Below are 17,856 nucleotides of genomic sequence, written 5' to 3' on the forward strand. Positions count from 1 at the left end.
ACAACTTTAACAATAGCGCCGATGTATGTAAAAGAATGGAAAGCCCTCATGAAGATGGCTTTAATCACCTGTTTTCTGGTCTGTGCACAAATCGTTTCTGCTCAAGAGAAAAATATATCTCTTGAATTGAAAAATGTAACAGTCAAAGAAGCTTTAGAACAGCTAAAAGCAAAAACTACTTATTCGTTATGGTTTAATGTGAGTGAAGTGGATCTGGGACGAAAAATAACGATCAACTTCCAAGACAAGTCCATTAACGAAGCGTTAGACATTATCCTGAAAGGGCAAGCTTTGAATTATGAAATAAAAGATAAATACATTCAGATATTCAAGCCCCGCCAAAATTCAGAAAAGGGAAAAAACAAACAAATATCAGGTACAGTAGTAGATGATATGGGAGAGAGTCTGCCGGGGGTAAGTGTCAGGTTCAAAGAAGATGCGACAGTAGGTACGGTAACCGACCTCGACGGACATTTTCAGATAAGTATTCCCGAAAAAGCAAAGACTCTGATTGTTTCTTACATTGGAATGGAAACCAAAGAGTTACCTATAAAAGAGGGCAACATAAAAATTACGCTTAGTTCAGATTCCCAAATGCTGGAAGAGGTTGTTGTAACAGGTATGACTAAGGTGGATAAACGTTTGTTTACCGGTGCAACCGACAGACTTAAGGCAGAAGATGCACGTTTGGATGGTATACCGGACGTAAGCCGTGCTTTGGAAGGACGTTCCGCCGGAGTATCTGTACAAAATGTATCCGGAACATTTGGTACAGCCCCGAAAATACGTGTCCGTGGTGCCACTTCTATTTATGGTAGTTCGAAACCTTTATGGGTCGTTGACGGAGTGGTTATGGAAGATGCGGTAGAAATTGATGCCGACGACTTATCTTCCGGTGATGCTGTAACCCTTATAAGTTCGGCAATAGCCGGACTAAGTGCCGATGATATTGAAAGCTTTCAAATTTTGAAAGACGGATCGGCTACTTCAATATATGGTGCCAGAGCGATGGCTGGTGTTGTGGTTATTACTACCAAAAGAGGACAAGCCGGTGTCAGCCGCATTAATTATACGGGAGAATTTACCTCCCGATTAAAGCCCAATTATGACAATTTCAACATAATGGGGTCCCAAGAACAAATGGGTGTTTATAATGAAATGGCAGAAAAAGGCTGGTTGATTTTTTCTGATACCTACAGAGCTTCCAACAGTGGAGTATACGGAAAAATGTACCAGCTCATTAATTCCTACAACCCAAAGGATCAGTCATGGGGATTAGTGAATACTCCGGAAGCACAGGCCGCCTACCTTCAAATGGCCGAAATGAGAAATACAAACTGGTTTGATGAATTGTTCAACAATAACATTACCATGAACCACTCAATAAGTATCAGTTCTGGTACGGAGAAAGCTAAATACTATGGTTCAATCAGTATCTACAATGACCCGGGATGGACAAAAGCCAGCTCGGTCAAGAGATATACAGCCAACGCAAATGCTTCTTTCAATCTTTCTAATAACTTGACACTAACATTATTATCCAATGGTTCATACAGAAAACAGAAAGCTCCCGGAACTTTAAGCCAGGAGATAGACGTGGTAAGCGGAGAAGTCAGACGGGATTTTGACATCAACCCGTATAGCTACGCATTGAACACTTCAAGAACATTGGCATTGAAAGATGCCGAAGGACTTGTATATTATACAAGAAATTATGCCCCTTTCAACATCCTGAATGAATTAGATAAAAACTATATTGACCTGGATGTAGTAGACCTTAAATTTCAGGGTGAACTAAACTGGAAAATCATCAAAGGACTCGAGGCCAATGTAGTAGGAGCCGTAAAATATCAGATGACTTCACAAGACCATCTGATAAAAGAGAATTCAAACCAACCGGAAGCATACCGAGCAGCAGGGGACGCTACTATACGCGACAGGAATCCCCTATTATATAAAAATCCGGATGTCCCCAATTCTTTGCCAGTTGTCGTTTTGCCGGAAGGAGGTATATTTGATAAAAACGAATATAAATTATTGGGCTATGATTTCAGAGCCAGTTTAAGCTACAACACAAGTTTCAAAGACAAACATATCATGAATCTGTTTGCCGGAACAGAGGCCAATTCAGCCGACCGGACCCAATACTGGTCAAGAGGATGGGGATATCAATACGAAAAGGGAGGTATACCCTTTTATGATTATCTTATATTTAAACAAGGAATAGAACAGAATAACCAGTATTACTACAACGATTTGACCTATTCACGTAACCTCGCTTTTTTCGGGATGGGTACCTATTCATATATGGGAAAATATACAGCTACCGGAACAATCCGCTATGAGGGTTCCAACAGACTGGGTAAAGCCCGTTCAGCCCGCTGGCTACCCACATGGAATGTAGCTGCTGCGTGGAATATGCACGAAGAAGAATTCTTTGAGAAGCTAACTCCGGCTCTGTCTCATTTTACATTGAAAGCATCCTATAGTCTTACAGCCGACAGAGGACCCGCTTTTGTCACCAATTCCCGTGTTGTATATCGTAACTACTCCCCCTTTCGTCCTTTTGCAGGTGTGAAAGAATCAGGTTTGCAAATAGAAGATCTGGAAAACAGTGAATTGACTTACGAGAAGAAACATGAGTTTAATGTGGGTGCCGACTTTGGCTTCATTGACAACAGAATTAATCTGAGCCTGGATTATTATACCCGTAATAACTACGACTTAATAGGGCTTATCAACACTCAAGGCGGTGGCGGACAGGGTACTAAGTATGCCAATGTAGCTTCCATGAAATCAAGCGGAGTGGAATTTACCTTATCAACAAAAAATATACGTACTAAAGATTTTCAGTGGACCACGGATTTCATCTTCTCAAAATCAAAGAATGAAATAACCGAACTGGATTCAAAAGCACGTGTAATGAGCCTTATCTCCGGTATGGGATTTGCAGAAAAAGGGTATCCTGTACGTGCATTATTTTCCATTCCTTTCCAGGGTCTGAATGAAGATGGACTCCCTACTTTTATCAACGAAGACGGAGAGGTCACAATTACAGATATCAACTTCCAGGAAGCCCTAAAGAAAGATTTTCTGAAATATGAAGGTCCCACCGACCCGACTATTACAGGAAGTTTCGGCAATATCTTTTCGTATAAGAGTTTTAAATTGAATGTTTTCATGACTTATTCTTTTGGAAATGTAGTTCGTCTTGACCCTGTATTCAAAAGCGAGTACTCCGATCTGGACGCCATGCCCAAAGAATTCAGGAACAGATGGACCGTACCGGGAGATGAAGCCTATACCAACATACCGGTTATAGCTCATACCCGCCAGGTGAAAGATATTCCAAACCTGAAATATGCCTATAATGCATACAACTATTCGGATGTTCGTGTAGCAAAAGGTGATTTTATCCGAATGAAAGAAATCTCTTTGTCATATGACTTCAATCCAGCCTGGATCAAACAGTTCAAGCTGAACAATCTACAACTTAAATTACAAGCTACAAACCTATTTCTGATTTATTCGGATTCCAAATTAAACGGACAGGATCCGGAATTCTTCCGCTCGGGAGGAGTTGCTTCTCCTGTACCCAAACAGTTCACTTTAACTTTAAGACTTGGATTATAAAAAGACTGCAATGAATATGAAACATAGAAATAAATACTCAACCTGGTTTGGAGTCACAGCAATGCTCCTGATGATATCCTCTTGTGACGGTTTTCTGGACAAAATGCCGGATAACAGAACCGAGCTCGACAATAACGAGAAAGTACTGCAACTACTCGTCTCGGCCTATCCTACCGGAACTTACGTACAAGTTACAGAATTAATGTCTGACAATGTTGCAGACAACGGACCACTCTATATCTCTTTTAATAAAAGTGTGGAAGAAAGCTACAAATGGCAGGATTTTACAGATAACCAGCAGGATACTCCACAATTTATCTGGAATGAGTACTATAAGGCAATAGCCGCCGCCAATCATGCAATGGAATACCTCAGCACCTCCGAAGGAGACGATGAAACAGAAGTGGCTGCCAAAGGAGAAGCTCTCATCTGTCGCGCTTACTCGCACTTCATTCTGGCCAATGTCTTTTGTAAAGCATATAATCCACAAACAAGCAGTGCAGACCTGGGAATACCTTATGTAGAAAAACCGGAAAAAATAGTATCCGGAAAATATGAAAGAGGTACTGTTGCGGAAGTATATGAAAAGATAAATCGTGATATAGAAGAAGGTCTGCCACTTATTGACGACACAAAGTACAAAAGTACTGTTATCAAATACCATTTTAATCAGAAAGCAGCTTATGCTTTTGCCGCACGATTCAACCTATATTACGGCAATTATGATAAAGCTGCTAAATACGCCACAAAGGCCATTGGAGACAATCCGGCAAAAGTGCTCCGTAACCTTACGCAATACCAGAGCATTGCCGCTGCAAAAGATTGTGGTATTGCCTATGTAAAAGCTGAATTACCATGTAATCTCCTGTTAATGCCCGCTACATCTATGTGGAATTACAACCACTGGAGCTCTAAATATTGCAGATATGCAATGAATACAGCCAAACTGCAGGAAACCTACTGGAGCTTAGGACCCTGGGTAACTCCGGAATATCTTTATCATGCAAATAAAATATATGGAGGTGATCAGGCATCCTACTATCCTAAACTCTATGGATTTATTGAGTATACGGATGTCATATCAGGTATAGGGTATCTGAATATCGTAAATACGGTTTTCACTACTGATGAAACACTACTTTGCCGCGCAGAAGCATATATTCATATGAAAGATTATTCCAATGCAGCAAAGGATTTGATTTCCTGGTATGATTCACACACGATGAAAGGGGTAAAACCGCTGACTGAAGATTACATCAATGCTTATTATAAAACAGCAGATAAAGCATTGCGTCCGGAATTAAACCCAATGTTTGAGATTGACGGTGACAAGCAACTAAACTTTATGTACTGTCTTTTGCACTTCCGACGTATAGAAACTGTACACGAAGGTCTTAGGTGGTTTGATATTAAACGGTTCGGTATCGAAATCAAACACAATATATCCGGACAAGCCGATGATATCCTGACTAAAAACGACCCCAGAAGAGTGTTACAATTACCTGCAGATGCAATCGGAGCCGGTATGCAACCTAATCCCAGATAATAATAAATAAATGTACAGAAACATATGAAGAAGGTTTTATTATACACATTAGTAATCTTTTTAACCGGAGTGATGATATCTTCCTGCTCTGATGATAAGTTCGGAGAAAGTATTTTTGATACAACTCCTCGTGAGCGCACAGAATTTGACAATTGGTTGCTTCAAAACTATGTGAAAGAATATAATATTGATTTCAAATACCGGATGGAAGACATAGAAGCAGACATGTCATACAATCTTATTCCGGCCGAAGTGGAGAAGTCAAAAAAGCTGGCAAAAATTATCAAGTATCTGTGGCTTGAATCTTATGATGAAATATTTGACAAAACCGGAAAAAATAAAGACTTCATGAGAACCTATGCGCCCAAAGTCATTCTGCTGGTTGGTTCATCAGCCATCAATGCCTCTTCTTCTACAGAAGTATTAGGTTCGGCAGAAGCTGGTATCAAAGTCATATTATATAAGGTGAATGCCATAGATCCTACAGATGTAGAGATGCTGAATGAATACTATTTTGAAACAATGCATCATGAATTTGCTCATATCCTGCATCAGAAAAAGAACTATCCTACCGAATATAATCAGATATCCGCAGCCGATTATTCGTCTACCGGCTGGCAAAACAGAACCGAGCAACAAGCCTGGAAACTTGGTTTCGTTACTCCTTATGCAGGTATGGAACCACAAGAAGACTTTGTAGAAATAATAGCCAACTATCTTGTTAAACCGGATGGTTTCTGGGAAAACATGCTGGCAAATGCAGGAACGGAGGGAGCTGCCAAAATACAGACCAAGTTCGATATGGCAAAAGAATGGCTAATGACTGCATGGAATATTGACATTGATGAGTTAAGAACCATTATCATCAGACGTTCCGGAGATATTGATTCAATTTTAAATGAAAAAACAACATACAATGAATAAATTAGCTTATACTATCATTGCTTTGTTTACATTGTGCATTACTTCATGCTCAGATGAAAAAAACATATTCGACAGTTCTTCTGCCAACAGGATGAATGCAATGTTGCAACAGTGTAAGGAAATACTGACTGATTCGGAAAACGGATGGATTTTTGAATACTATCCCGAAGATAACAAATACGGAGGCTTCCGTTTCTACATGGTCTTCTCCGAACAGGGAGAAGTAAGTATTACCGCAGAATCGCCCATACTGGAATCACCGGGCGACCAGGTTACAAGTATGTATCAGATAAAGGGAGATATGGGCCCTATATTAAGTTTTGATACATACAATCACATACTGCACCAATTCTCCGATCCCAATCCGGATGGACTTGGTTACGAGGGCGACTATGAATTCATCATTCTTAATGTAGCCAAAGACAAAATCGAATTAAAGGGGAAAAAGAATGGGACTAAAATGCAAATGATCCCTCTGCCCAATGACATGACATGGGAAAGTTACAGCAATAAGTTGGATAAGATGATAGAAGCTTTCCCTGGATTCACCATGCGTTTGAATGTAAATGGTACTACTATAGAAATGGAAGAATCCGAGGAAATAGGACGTTACCAGACTTTCAATCTGCCGGAAGGAGTCAGTTCATCAGCCGAAGGAATGGCCTATATCTATACTACAGATGGCATCAAATTCAAAGAGCCCGTAACCATTGCAGGAAAAACAATACAGAATTTCACTGCTTCGGAAGATAGAACTCACCTGACTTGTACAGATGAAGGGGCAGAGAATGTACAAATCACACAAATGCCTTTAGGAGAAGCATTTGTAACAAAAAAAGGTAACTGGTTCTTTGACACGAAACAGATGGGTCCCCGATTTACTACCATGTGGAATACTGCTGCCGAAAACATGAAAAAAGACCTTTATGGACAAGGTCCGGAAGAGTTACAACAGGCCTCTTTACAAAGTCCTTATCAAGTATTTACTATATACAGTTATTCGATTAATGACAGAAAATTGTATAGTGCTAATTTTTATATGGACTTCGTTCCGATAAAAGATGCCGACCAGGTGAAAATAATTTTCGCCGGAGGAGGAGATGATTTTGCCAGATACTTCTATATGGAATATTTCAAAATGATTCTGGGATACATGAGTGATGACGAACCATACAACATGACTTATAACAACCTGAAAAGTCCGAGTGAAATCACATTCAGAAGAAACGATAACCCGGACGTCGTTTGGTTCAAAACAATCAGATACATTAAATAACCACATAAAAATTACGAATATGAAAAGAAAGAGTTTTTACATTTTTATTCAGATGGTTTTATTCGTCTTTTTAGCTTGTTCACAGGTGAATGCCCAACAAATCAAGCCACAAAGAAATAAAACGGAGAAAGTAGGTACACCGGAAGTAACAAACTCCCGGACAGTAACAACGCGGGCCACTACATTAGGTACTTTACCCTATTCTAATGATTTTGATAGTTATGAGATTCGGACTGTTCCCGAAGGATGGGTTTGTACAGGTGACAAAGATGCTTTTGCCATCACTACATTCAATGGTTGGAAAAATATATATTCCGAACCTAATTGCCTCGGTACCTATTCTTCTGCAACAGAAAATAACTGGGCATATACTCCCGGATTTGAGATGAAAGCCGGAAAAATTTACCATGCCAGTTTCTGGTTATTGGCTCCGGGACTCTCCGAGTCTGCCAATAAGAGCGAAAGCTTACGTTTTACTGTTGGTAAAGGACAATCAAAGGAAGCTGATTGTATCACATTGGTAGATTTAAAAAATATCAAGTACAAGGAATGGAAGAAAGTAGAAGCTGATTTCATACCTGAAACCGATGGCATCTATTACTTCGGAATTGGTTTCACCACGACTGCTGCAAACGGTGTAGGAATAGACAATTTTGAAGTCTATGATAATGAAAATCCTTTTCCGGCTGTAGCTAAATACGTTGCGTACGGTGGTCTTTGGTCAACTCATGCCAATCATATAAAAGAACGCTTGCGTTATGTATATCCGGAACAACCTATCTCATTTATTAATCAGTCTAAATATGCAACTGATTACCAATGGAACACATTCGGGAATCCGGCTACTACTACCGAAGAAAGTCCGGTTGTAACCTATTCGGAGAGTGGAGATTACAAACCTCTGTTGACTGTAACAAACTCTAAATCCACTGATTCATTCTCAGACATTGTAAATGTAGGTATTTTAGGAAAAGAGGATGTTACAGACATTGTTGCTAACAGTTCTGATATGTACGATGGACTGTTCATGCCGGAAACAGATGTTCCTGGTTCAAATGACTACGTTAGTGGTATAAATAGATATTATACCACCTTTGCTGAAAGATTTGAACTGCCTGCTGACGCTGAAGCAACCGTCAGTGCCGTTCATTTCAGATTGTATGTATACAAAGCAGCTACCACTAACAAAGGTAAACCTGTAAAAGTCAGATTATATGGAGAGAAATGGGGAGCACCGGATCCGGATAATGTATTTGGAGAATATGTTACAACAATGAGCGGTGCTTTCGGTACCACTTCTGTAGACTACGAAGATGTCATCAGAAAAATTAAATTTGCAACTCCTATAAAAGTCAAAGGAACATTCTATTTATCTATAGAACTGGACGAATCTATCGTACCGGATGCAACTACCAAATTAGCTTTGGTTTGTGATGTGTACAGAGCAGATAAAGTTGCTTCTGCTTATGTCCGGATTCATGCAGCAGGAGCCGCAGAGTTAAATCTTAACGGAGGATGGTATTGTGTACCTGATCTTCCCTGGCCATTTAACGAGATTGATAAAACCGGATTCTCTTTCTATTTATCACCGGAAATGACTTTCCATCAGGTAAAAGGAACTTCTATCAACAAGGTAGAAGACAATAAGATCAGCGTTTATCCAACGGTATTCCACTCTGACTTCAACATAAAAACCGGAGATAATACATCGAAATTAATTCGTGTATTCAATGCTAACGGACAAACCGTTTATGAGAAGACTACAAATGAAGCTAATATAACTGTTACGGGGTCAAACTGGGCCGAAGGCATTTACCTGATAAGAGTTGGAGGCGACTCTATCAATGCTTCTATAAAAGTCATCAAAAAATAAAACTCTCTCTCTTTACTTTATTCTTAACAATTGTCCGGGCGTAAAATCCCGTATTTGACGTCCCGGACAATATTTATTCACTAATACACATCGGAAGATATGAAAAAACGACTACTTATTACCTGTCTTATGTCACTGATAGTCATTGGCGTATGGGCAGAGAAAAATGAAGATGAACCTATTATCAACATGACTTGTACTGCCGGTAAAATCAGTTTTAAACTGTATGCAACTGAAGAAACAGTTTTCCAGGTAGACTTTGGTGAGGGAGCAATAGAACAAACGGTTAAAACAACCGGAACAGCAGTCAATGGTTCCGCTTCGGGTACTTCAGTCAACGTATACGGAGATGCCAATAAGCTGAAAAAGATTGAAATCTCTTCCAATAAACTTCTAAAAGTACTTGATTTCAGTAAATGTCTGGCATTAACAGAACTGTCCTGTTCAAGTTGCCAAGGTGTAACTGAAATTATTCTCCCTTCCTCTACAGAGAATCAATTGACAAAGATCAACTGTAGATATCTCAATCTGGCTTCTTTTGACGCAAGTAAATGTACAAAGCTTAAGACACTTGCCTTATCCAATGCAGATGCAACATTAGAAACATTGATACTTCCGGAAAATACAGATATTCTGAATGACTTAACGTTACAACAATGTGGTCTGACGACATTGGATATCAGTAAATATACCAATCTGACAAATCTGGATTGTACTTATAACTTTCTTACCTCTATCCAAACTCCCAGTTCGGATAAAAATCTGTCTGTAGACTGTTCATACAATTACATGATCATGCCTCATTTTCCCGAAGGTGAAAACATCACTTTATACTATATGGACCAGCGGGAAAAAGTATCACAATACACTTTAAATGAAAGTTATACAACAAATGACATTATTGACCTGTCTGAATTTTACGTTTCTAAAAAAGGAATTAGAGGTTCCTACTTTACAGATGGAGTTTATCCTACCTTCAACTGGTATACAAACGGAAACAGCGATCCCTTGGAAGAAGGAAAGGACTACATAACAACTGAGCCTGGAAAATTCAAATTCAATATAGTTCCCGAAAATAGTGTTTATTGTGTCATTGCCTCCAAAGCCTATCCGGCTTATCAGGATTACAATTCTCCGTACCGGACTACCGATACTACTATTGAAAAAGCAGCTGAGCCGGCTATCATTTTAACTACATCCAATGAAAGAGTTATTGGTTTCTCCTTAGGAGCTACTGAAGATAATACTTCTATACAGATAGACTGGGGAGATGGAAACCTCGTTGATAAAGTTATAAACTCCGCAAAGACTTCTATACAGGGTACTCCTGCAGGAACAAAAAATATTAAAATTTATGCAGATGCAGCTAAGATAAAGGAAGTTTCTTTAGCTTATTGTGATTACCTCACAGGCGTCGATTTAAGTAAATGTACAGCTTTGCAAACCTTATCAATAAAGGAAAGCTCTAAAATTACTTCCATTGTCTATCCGGAAGATATAACCACACTGGAGAATCTCACCATTGACAATAGCAGTATAAAAAATATAGACTTACATAATTGGTCTGGCCTCAAAAACCTAAAATATAGTCCTTACGGTATCAGTACTATTGTATTACCCGACGAAGCCGGAAACCTGGAAAGTATCGTTCTCAGTAAATTATCATTAAAAGCTATAGATTTAAACAAATATGTCAATCTGGCTTCTCTTGAAGTAACCTCTCACTCTGCATTGGAAACACTGGATGTGAGTAAATGCAGCAAGTTAACAAAACTAATTTGTAAAAGAGATACCAAACTAACGACTCTTACTCTACCGGAAATCAAAACAACTTTAACAGAACTGGATTGTGAATATACTGCACTAACAGCCATAGACTTAAAAGAATATAGCAAATTGCAGGTATTAAATTGTAGCGGGACCAAAGAGACAATCCTCCCCGAAGATCCGTCTACTTTGACTTCATTGACTTGCAAAGAAAATGGCCTGAAAGTACTGGATATAAGTTCATGTACCAACCTAACGTATCTGGATTGTTCATACAACGAACTGACAGAGATAAAAGTTCCCGGGAATCCGAACCAGGATATCAATATCGACTGTTCTTACAACTATCTGTTTTTACCCAACTTCCCGGAAGGTGAGAAGATCGATTTGACCTATATGGACCAGAGAGAGAAAGTTTCACAATACACTCTAAGTGAAAGATATACCACAAATGATATAATAGACCTATCCGAACTTTATGTTCTTAAACAAGGTATCAAAGGCTCTTATTTCCCGGAAGGAGTTTATCCTACCTTCACCTGGTATGTAAATGGAAGCAAAGAACCACTGGAAGAAGGAAAAGATTACTCTGTGACAGAACCTGCAAAATTCCGGTTCAATACAGTCCCTGAAGGTAATACCTATTGTGTTATTGCTTCTAAGGCATATCCTGATTATCAGGATTATAACTCTCCTTATCGTACTACGGATGTAATTATCGAGAAAGCAGCCGATCCGGTTATCAGCCTCACTACATCCAATGAAAGGAGCATTGGCTTTTCTATTGGGGCAACAGAAGATAATACAACCATTCAAATAGACTGGGGAGATGGAAATCTGGTTGATAAAGTTATAAATTCAACAAAAACATCTATACAAGGTACACCTACAGATACAAAGATTATTAAGATTTATACAGATGCAGCCAAAATAAAGGAAATCTCTTTAGCCTACTGCGATTATCTCACTGGAGTTGATCTAAGCAGATGTACAGCACTGGAAATACTTTCTATAAAAGAAAGTTCTAAAATCGCAACAATAACATACCCTGAAAATATAGCAACTATAACCAGCCTGACTATTGAAAACAGTAATATAAGAAATCTGGACATACATGATTGGTCAGGACTGAAAAATCTGAATTATGCTCCATCCGGTGCCGCCACAATTGTTCTGCCAGACGAAACAGAGAATTTAGAAACTGTCATCCTGAAAAAACTATCCTCAAAGACAATAGATTTGAGTAAGTATACCAATTTAACTTCATTAGAAGCCACCAATAATTCTTCATTAGAAGAATTGGATGTTAATACATGTAGTAAGCTGAGTAAATTAATCTGTAAGAGCAATACCAAACTCGCAACTCTTACTCTTCCGACTGTAAAAACAGCTTTAACAGAATTAAATTGTGAATATACAGCATTAGCCAGCATTAATCTGAAAGAATACACCAATCTACAGATGTTGAATTGTAGTGGAATAAAAGAAGCGACTCTTCCGGAAAATGCAGCTACCATGACCTCTCTGACATGTAAAGAAAATGGCTTAAAAACACTGGATATAAGTTCTTATATCAACCTGACGTATCTGGATTGCTCATATAACGAGTTGACAAAGATACTGGTTCCCGAAAGTCTGAATCAGATTCTGGAAATCGACTGCTCATACAATTATATGATCATGCCAAACTTTCCCGAAGGTGAGAAGATAAAAATGTCATATATATATCAGAAAGATAAAGTGATGAAATATGAATTGGCAAGCAGTTATAAGACTGATGAAACAATTGATTTTTCGGACTGGTATGTGAAAAAGAAAGGATTGGCCGATTCATACTTCCCAAATGGGGTCTATCCTACTTTTGAATGGTATCTTGCCAGTACGGGTGAAAAACTTAGTGCAGGAAAAGACTACACGGTAACAGAAGGATGTAAATTCCGTTTCAATACCATACCAGATGGTGCAATCTACTGTGTTATCTCTTCCAAAGCATATCCTGATTATACAGATTACAATGAACCCTATCAGACAACTTCCTGTGTAATAACACAAGGAACAGGACTGGAAAAAACGAATGAGAATATAGCCCGAATTTATGCTACTGATACCAATATTACAATTATCCCTACAGAAGATTGTACTTACTCCGTACTCACTTCTACCGGACAAGTCATAGCAAATGGTGAAGCTAATCAGAGCATTGAAGTAGCTGTAGACTCAACAGGTATATACATTGTATGTATCCGAACAAAAGACAATACAATTAGTACTTATAAGATAGTTATTCAGTAACAGAAAAGAAAGAATCCTTTTTAGGCACCCCATATAATTTAGTACTAAATTATATGGGGCGCTATTTTTTATGTAGAAGTCATTTGACAGACATCGTTATTTATTATTTCCCTCCTGAAGAGAGCAATCGTTTACTAAGATAACGCACCGGATACCACACCGAAAGAAAGCCAACGGCAAATACCGTTACAAACACCAACACTACATCCCAAAAATGTACACTGACCGGATAGGCATCCACCAGAAAGTTTCCTCCACCACCTAAAGAGATAATACCAAATTTTTGTTGTATCAAACAGAGAATCAATCCCAATACAATACCGGATATAGCACCAAAAAGAGAAATCAGACGCCCTTCAAAAAGAAATATTCTGGAAATCAAACGATCATCCGCTCCCAAATTGCGCAAAGTCACAACATCCTCTTTCTTATCAAGAATCAACATAGAAAGAGAACCTATTACATTAAAACAGGCAATCATCAAAATAAACGTGAGAAAAAGATATGAAATCAATTTCTCTATCTCCATAATCCGAAATACGTCTTCTTGTTGCTCATAGCGATCTTGCACAACAAAGTCATCACCCAATATCGATGCAATCTTTGATTTGGCGGAAGAGGCACTTACACCAGGACTTAATTTCAATTCAATAGCAGAGACTTCGGTTGTATAATCAAGCATCCGACGCACAAAATCAAGGGAAGTAAGAATATAACGGCTATCATACTTTTGCTGATTGACCACAAAGACAGTACCCGGAGAAAAAAGATACTCCATATTAAAAGAAGCAGAAGGATTTGCCATATTCACCTTAGCATTCCGCTTAGGGGTATAAATCTGCAACGGATCAACAAACTGTATACCTGTACCCAGCGTCGAAACCAGTTCGATACCCATCACAGCATAATCTACTATGGAATCATGAAGTAGAAAATCCCCTGCCCCATAAAGAATGCTGTCAATAGACGTAAGATCCTCAAAGTTATCTTCCACCCCTTTTATTACAGCCATTGTCTGACGGTCTTTATACTGTACCATCGCATTTTCTTCCAGCGTTTCGGTGAATACAACAACTTCCGGCAAGGCACGAATCGCTTGTATGCGTTCGTCTTGTCCATCGAAAACCTTACCTTCCCGAATACTAATCTTCAGTTCCGGATCGAACGCTGTAAAAAAGCTGGCCACCATATCCTGGAAACCGTTAAATACAGAAAGTGTACAGACAAGCGCCAGCGTAGCAAGTGCTACCCCACATACTGATATGCCGGAAATAATATTGATGGCATTGTGCTTCTTCTTTGAAAAGAGATAGCGCCGGGCTATATAAAAGGGCAGGTTCACTTCAAAAGAGAATCTATCTTTTCTATATAATCCAATGAATCATCCACAAAGAATTTCAGTTCGGGAATGATACGCAACTGGTGACGAACCCGCGTTCCGAGCTCATACCGGATAGATTTCATGTTGTTATTGATATTTTTTACCATCTCTTCTCCCTTTTCAGAAGGAAAAATACTAAGGTATACACGCGCTATACTCATATCAGGACTAATACGAACTGCACTTACCGACACCAGTATACCGGGCATCGCCTTAGTTTGTAACAAGAAGATTTCACTCAATTCTTTTTGCAACAAACGGGATATCTTATTCTGTCTGGTTGTTTCCATAAAGTTATTTATCAGGTTTATTAAATGTAATTATTCATATTGAGCAGGCGACCTTCACCTACTCATATAAAACACAAAGTTACAGAAATATATCGCTTGACAGGCTATTTATATGATATTTTTAGTTTTCATTATCGAAATAGCATACCCACTAAGTTAGCACTATTTCTTGCGAATAATCGTCAGCCCATCCCGCAAAGGAAGTATCACCTTCTCTACCCTTGTATCTTTTGCCACAAGATCATTGAACGCTTTAATACCAATTGTTTGATAATCGTTACTATGCGGATGCTCTTCCAGAACATGACCGTCCCATAAAGTATTATCAGCTATAATATAACCTCCGGCGGAAAGATGTGCAAGCGTCATTTCGTAATATTCGATATATTTACGCTTATCCCCATCTATAAAGGCAAGATCAAACACAATACCCAATCCGGGAACAAGTTCAAGGGCATCACCGATATAGAACTTTATTTTATCAGCATAAGCCGATCCTTCCAGCCAGGGACGTGTAAAATCCTCTTGTTCATCATTAATCTCAAATGTATGAAGCATTCCTCCTTCCGGAAGTCCCTCGGCCAGGCAAAGAGCAGAATAACCACTATACGTACCTATTTCAAGTATCTGCCGGGGGCGAATCATCTCGACAAACATCTTCAACATTCTTCCCTGCAAATGGCCGGAAGCCATACGAGGACGAAGTAGTTTAACATGTGTGTCACGATACAAGGCTTTCAGATAATCGCCTTCATCATCTATATGGCTCAGGATGTAATCGTCTATAGTATCCATAGAAAGAGAAAAAGGATTTACGATTGGACGATTTACAATTTACGATTGAAATAACTCTTGTTTATCAGAAGTGATTTCAATCGTAAATTGTAAATCGTCCAATTATAAATTATAAATATCTGTTCTTATTAGGCAGTACCGTTTCTTCAGCGTGTTTCAAAGCATCTTCCACAACGTTGATTTCAAGGAAAGAAGTTTGGGTTCCCGCTTTACCACTACTCAAATAACCTACCATATCCGAAGGACACAAACGTCCTTCTTTCAACAGACGGCGTAGTGCAGCAAAGTAATACTCCTGTCCATTAGCCAATTCGGGCATATAGATCGCTTCCACCCCATAAGAAAGAGCCAGATGACGCATGGTTTTCTCCTTGTAACAAATGGCCAGCACAGGATATTTACCACGGAAAGCAGCAAGGTTACGGGCAGTACGTCCACTATAACTATCAGTAATAATAGCACGCATCTTCAGCTTGGCTGTAGCTTTCACAGCTTGCTTGGCAAGGAATGCAGTCACATCATTACTATTTTCATCCAACGGAATGCGGATATCGTTCTCTTCCAGTTTATCTTTTTCAGCTTGTGCGGCAATAGCAGTCATCGTTTTCACGGCTTCTACCGGATATTTACCATAAGCCGTTTCACCGCTCAGCATCAAAGCATCAGTACGATAATAGATAGCATTAGCAATATCAGTTACCTCCGCACGAGTCGGACGCGGATTATTAATCATAGTGTGAAGCATCTGTGTAGCTACAATAACCGGCTTCTTTGCCAACACGCACTTACGAATCAGTGTACGCTGGATACCCGGAATACGTTCCTGCGGTACTTCAATACCCAGATCACCACGCGCTACCATCACACCATCAGCCACTTCAAGGATTTCATCGATATTATCAACACCTTCCTGATTTTCAATCTTGGCAATAATTTTAATATCACTATTATGCTCATCAAGAATGGTACGAATATCAAGCACATCCTGCTTGTTACGTACAAACGAATGTGCTATAAAATCGATATCCTTCTCTATAGCATACAATATATTATTACGGTCTTTCTCTGTCAACGAAGGCAGGTTGATTCGCACCCCCGGAACATTCACACTTTTACGACTACCCAGGACAGCCTCATTTTGCACTTCACAAAGCAAATAGTCAGTTGTTTTATCAATCACACGAAGTTCAAGATCACCATCATCAATAAGAATCGTTCCACCGATATTCAGATCATGTACAAAATTGGGATATGAAACAGCAATACATTCGCGGGTTGTTTCCAAGTCAGGGTTACCAACAATCTTCACTTTCTCTCCAATCTGAAAAGGAATAGGTTCGGCATTAGCAGTAGTTCGTACTTCCGGCCCTTTGGTATCCATCAGGATGGCAATACGGTTGGAAACGGCACGTACATTAGCTATCAAAGCTTCAAAACCTTCACGGCTGGCATGCGCGGTATTCATACGAACAACGTTCATTCCGGCATCAAACAACTGTTTTATAAAGTCTACGTCGCAGCGTCTGTCTGAGATGGAAGCTACGATTTTAGTCTGTTTCAGCAACATCTTAAATAATTATTTAATTTTGATAATGTGCCCATATGCCAATTGTCCTCCGGCTTATTTACACATTAATTATATGAATCTATTTTATTCTCACATTATTATCTTAAAGCCTCAAGGGCCAGACGGTATGAATTGAGCCCAAAACCACAAATGACTCCTTTACAGGCACATGCAATCATAGACACATGACGAAAATCTTCACGACTGTGTACATTAGAAATATGTACTTCAATTACCGGAGCAGTCACCGCACGAATAGCATCTTGTAAAGCAATAGACGTATGTGTATATGCCCCCGCATTCAAAATAATACCATCTGCTTCAAAACCCGCCTGCTGAATGCAGTCAATCATTTCTCCCTCAATATTCGATTGAAAATAGTTAATTTCTATATCCTTATACGCTTTGCGGAGTTCAGCCAGATAGTCTTCGAATGTAACACTACCATATATGGAAGGTTCACGCTTGCCCAGCAGATTAATATTGGGGCCATTAATAATTTGTATCCTCAT

Annotated in this window: 11 protein-coding genes; 6 read left to right on the plus strand and 5 right to left on the minus strand. The window is 39.1% G+C overall.

Going from position 1 to position 17,856, the window contains the following annotated elements:
- Positions 1–21: 21 nt before the first annotated feature.
- From QX565_RS13075 to QX565_RS13100, 6 genes are all read left to right on the plus strand, one after another.
- Positions 22–3,633, plus strand: a complete 3,612-nt coding sequence (locus tag QX565_RS13075) for a SusC/RagA family TonB-linked outer membrane protein (protein ID WP_221650115.1) — start codon at positions 22–24, stop codon at positions 3,631–3,633.
- Between the two features lie 16 nt (positions 3,634–3,649).
- Positions 3,650–5,179 (plus strand): RagB/SusD family nutrient uptake outer membrane protein, encoded by a 1,530-nt coding sequence (locus tag QX565_RS13080; RefSeq protein ID WP_255585828.1) that lies wholly within the window; start codon positions 3,650–3,652, stop codon positions 5,177–5,179.
- 24 nt (positions 5,180–5,203) lie between these two features.
- Positions 5,204–6,103 carry a zinc-binding metallopeptidase gene (locus QX565_RS13085; protein WP_221650117.1) on the plus strand — a complete coding sequence of 300 codons (900 nt, stop codon included), beginning with the start codon at positions 5,204–5,206 and terminating at the stop codon, positions 6,101–6,103.
- Positions 6,096–7,379 carry a DUF4302 domain-containing protein gene (locus QX565_RS13090; RefSeq protein WP_221650118.1) on the plus strand — a complete coding sequence of 428 codons (1,284 nt, stop codon included), beginning with the start codon at positions 6,096–6,098 and terminating at the stop codon, positions 7,377–7,379. Before QX565_RS13085 ends, QX565_RS13090 begins: the two co-directional genes overlap by 8 nt.
- Before the next feature lie 19 nt (positions 7,380–7,398).
- Complete coding sequence (locus QX565_RS13095) at positions 7,399–9,252, plus strand: T9SS-dependent choice-of-anchor J family protein (protein WP_289292981.1); 1,854 nt, start codon at positions 7,399–7,401, stop codon at positions 9,250–9,252.
- A 99-nt stretch (positions 9,253–9,351) separates the two neighbouring features.
- Positions 9,352–13,311, plus strand: coding sequence for a leucine-rich repeat protein (locus QX565_RS13100; RefSeq protein WP_289292983.1), 3,960 nt, complete (start codon positions 9,352–9,354; stop codon positions 13,309–13,311).
- Positions 13,312–13,414: 103 nt separating this feature from the next.
- Here QX565_RS13100 and QX565_RS13105 read toward each other — a convergent pair whose 3' ends face one another.
- The 5 genes from QX565_RS13105 to aroQ form a co-directional block, all read right to left on the minus strand.
- Positions 13,415–14,653, minus strand: coding sequence for an FtsX-like permease family protein (locus tag QX565_RS13105; RefSeq protein WP_007482830.1), 1,239 nt, complete (start codon positions 14,651–14,653; stop codon positions 13,415–13,417).
- Positions 14,650–14,982, minus strand: a complete 333-nt coding sequence (gene rbfA / locus QX565_RS13110) for a 30S ribosome-binding factor RbfA (protein WP_002558310.1) — start codon at positions 14,980–14,982, stop codon at positions 14,650–14,652. Before rbfA ends, QX565_RS13105 begins: the two co-directional genes overlap by 4 nt.
- Positions 14,983–15,144: 162 nt before the next feature.
- Positions 15,145–15,777 (minus strand): O-methyltransferase, encoded by a 633-nt coding sequence (locus tag QX565_RS13115; protein ID WP_007482832.1) that lies wholly within the window; start codon positions 15,775–15,777, stop codon positions 15,145–15,147.
- Positions 15,778–15,886: 109 nt separating this feature from the next.
- Positions 15,887–17,344 carry a pyruvate kinase gene (gene pyk / locus QX565_RS13120; protein ID WP_007482835.1) on the minus strand — a complete coding sequence of 486 codons (1,458 nt, stop codon included), beginning with the start codon at positions 17,342–17,344 and terminating at the stop codon, positions 15,887–15,889.
- 98 nt (positions 17,345–17,442) lie between these two features.
- The gene (gene aroQ / locus QX565_RS13125; protein ID WP_007482836.1) at positions 17,443–17,856 is read right to left on the minus strand and encodes a type II 3-dehydroquinate dehydratase; all 414 of its coding nucleotides are present in this window, start codon (positions 17,854–17,856) and stop codon (positions 17,443–17,445) included.

This window comes from Bacteroides sp. 41_26 (genome assembly GCF_949740115.1).
GTDB classification, from domain to species: domain Bacteria; phylum Bacteroidota; class Bacteroidia; order Bacteroidales; family Bacteroidaceae; genus Bacteroides; species Bacteroides nordii.

Coding starts and splice junctions, on each gene's coding strand:
- pyk (WP_007482835.1), bottom strand. CDS start 17,344: ATGTTGCTGAAACAGACTAAAATCGTAGCTTCCATCTCAGACAGACGC.
- aroQ (WP_007482836.1), bottom strand. CDS start 17,856: ATGAGGATACAAATTATTAATGGCCCCAATATTAATCTGCTGGGCAAG.
- QX565_RS13115 (WP_007482832.1), bottom strand. CDS start 15,777: ATGGATACTATAGACGATTACATCCTGAGCCATATAGATGATGAAGGC.
- rbfA (WP_002558310.1), bottom strand. CDS start 14,982: ATGGAAACAACCAGACAGAATAAGATATCCCGTTTGTTGCAAAAAGAA.
- QX565_RS13095 (WP_289292981.1), top strand. CDS start 7,399: ATGAAAAGAAAGAGTTTTTACATTTTTATTCAGATGGTTTTATTCGTC.
- QX565_RS13075 (WP_221650115.1), top strand. CDS start 22: ATGTATGTAAAAGAATGGAAAGCCCTCATGAAGATGGCTTTAATCACC.
- QX565_RS13080 (WP_255585828.1), top strand. CDS start 3,650: ATGAAACATAGAAATAAATACTCAACCTGGTTTGGAGTCACAGCAATG.
- QX565_RS13100 (WP_289292983.1), top strand. CDS start 9,352: ATGAAAAAACGACTACTTATTACCTGTCTTATGTCACTGATAGTCATT.
- QX565_RS13090 (WP_221650118.1), top strand. CDS start 6,096: ATGAATAAATTAGCTTATACTATCATTGCTTTGTTTACATTGTGCATT.
- QX565_RS13085 (WP_221650117.1), top strand. CDS start 5,204: ATGAAGAAGGTTTTATTATACACATTAGTAATCTTTTTAACCGGAGTG.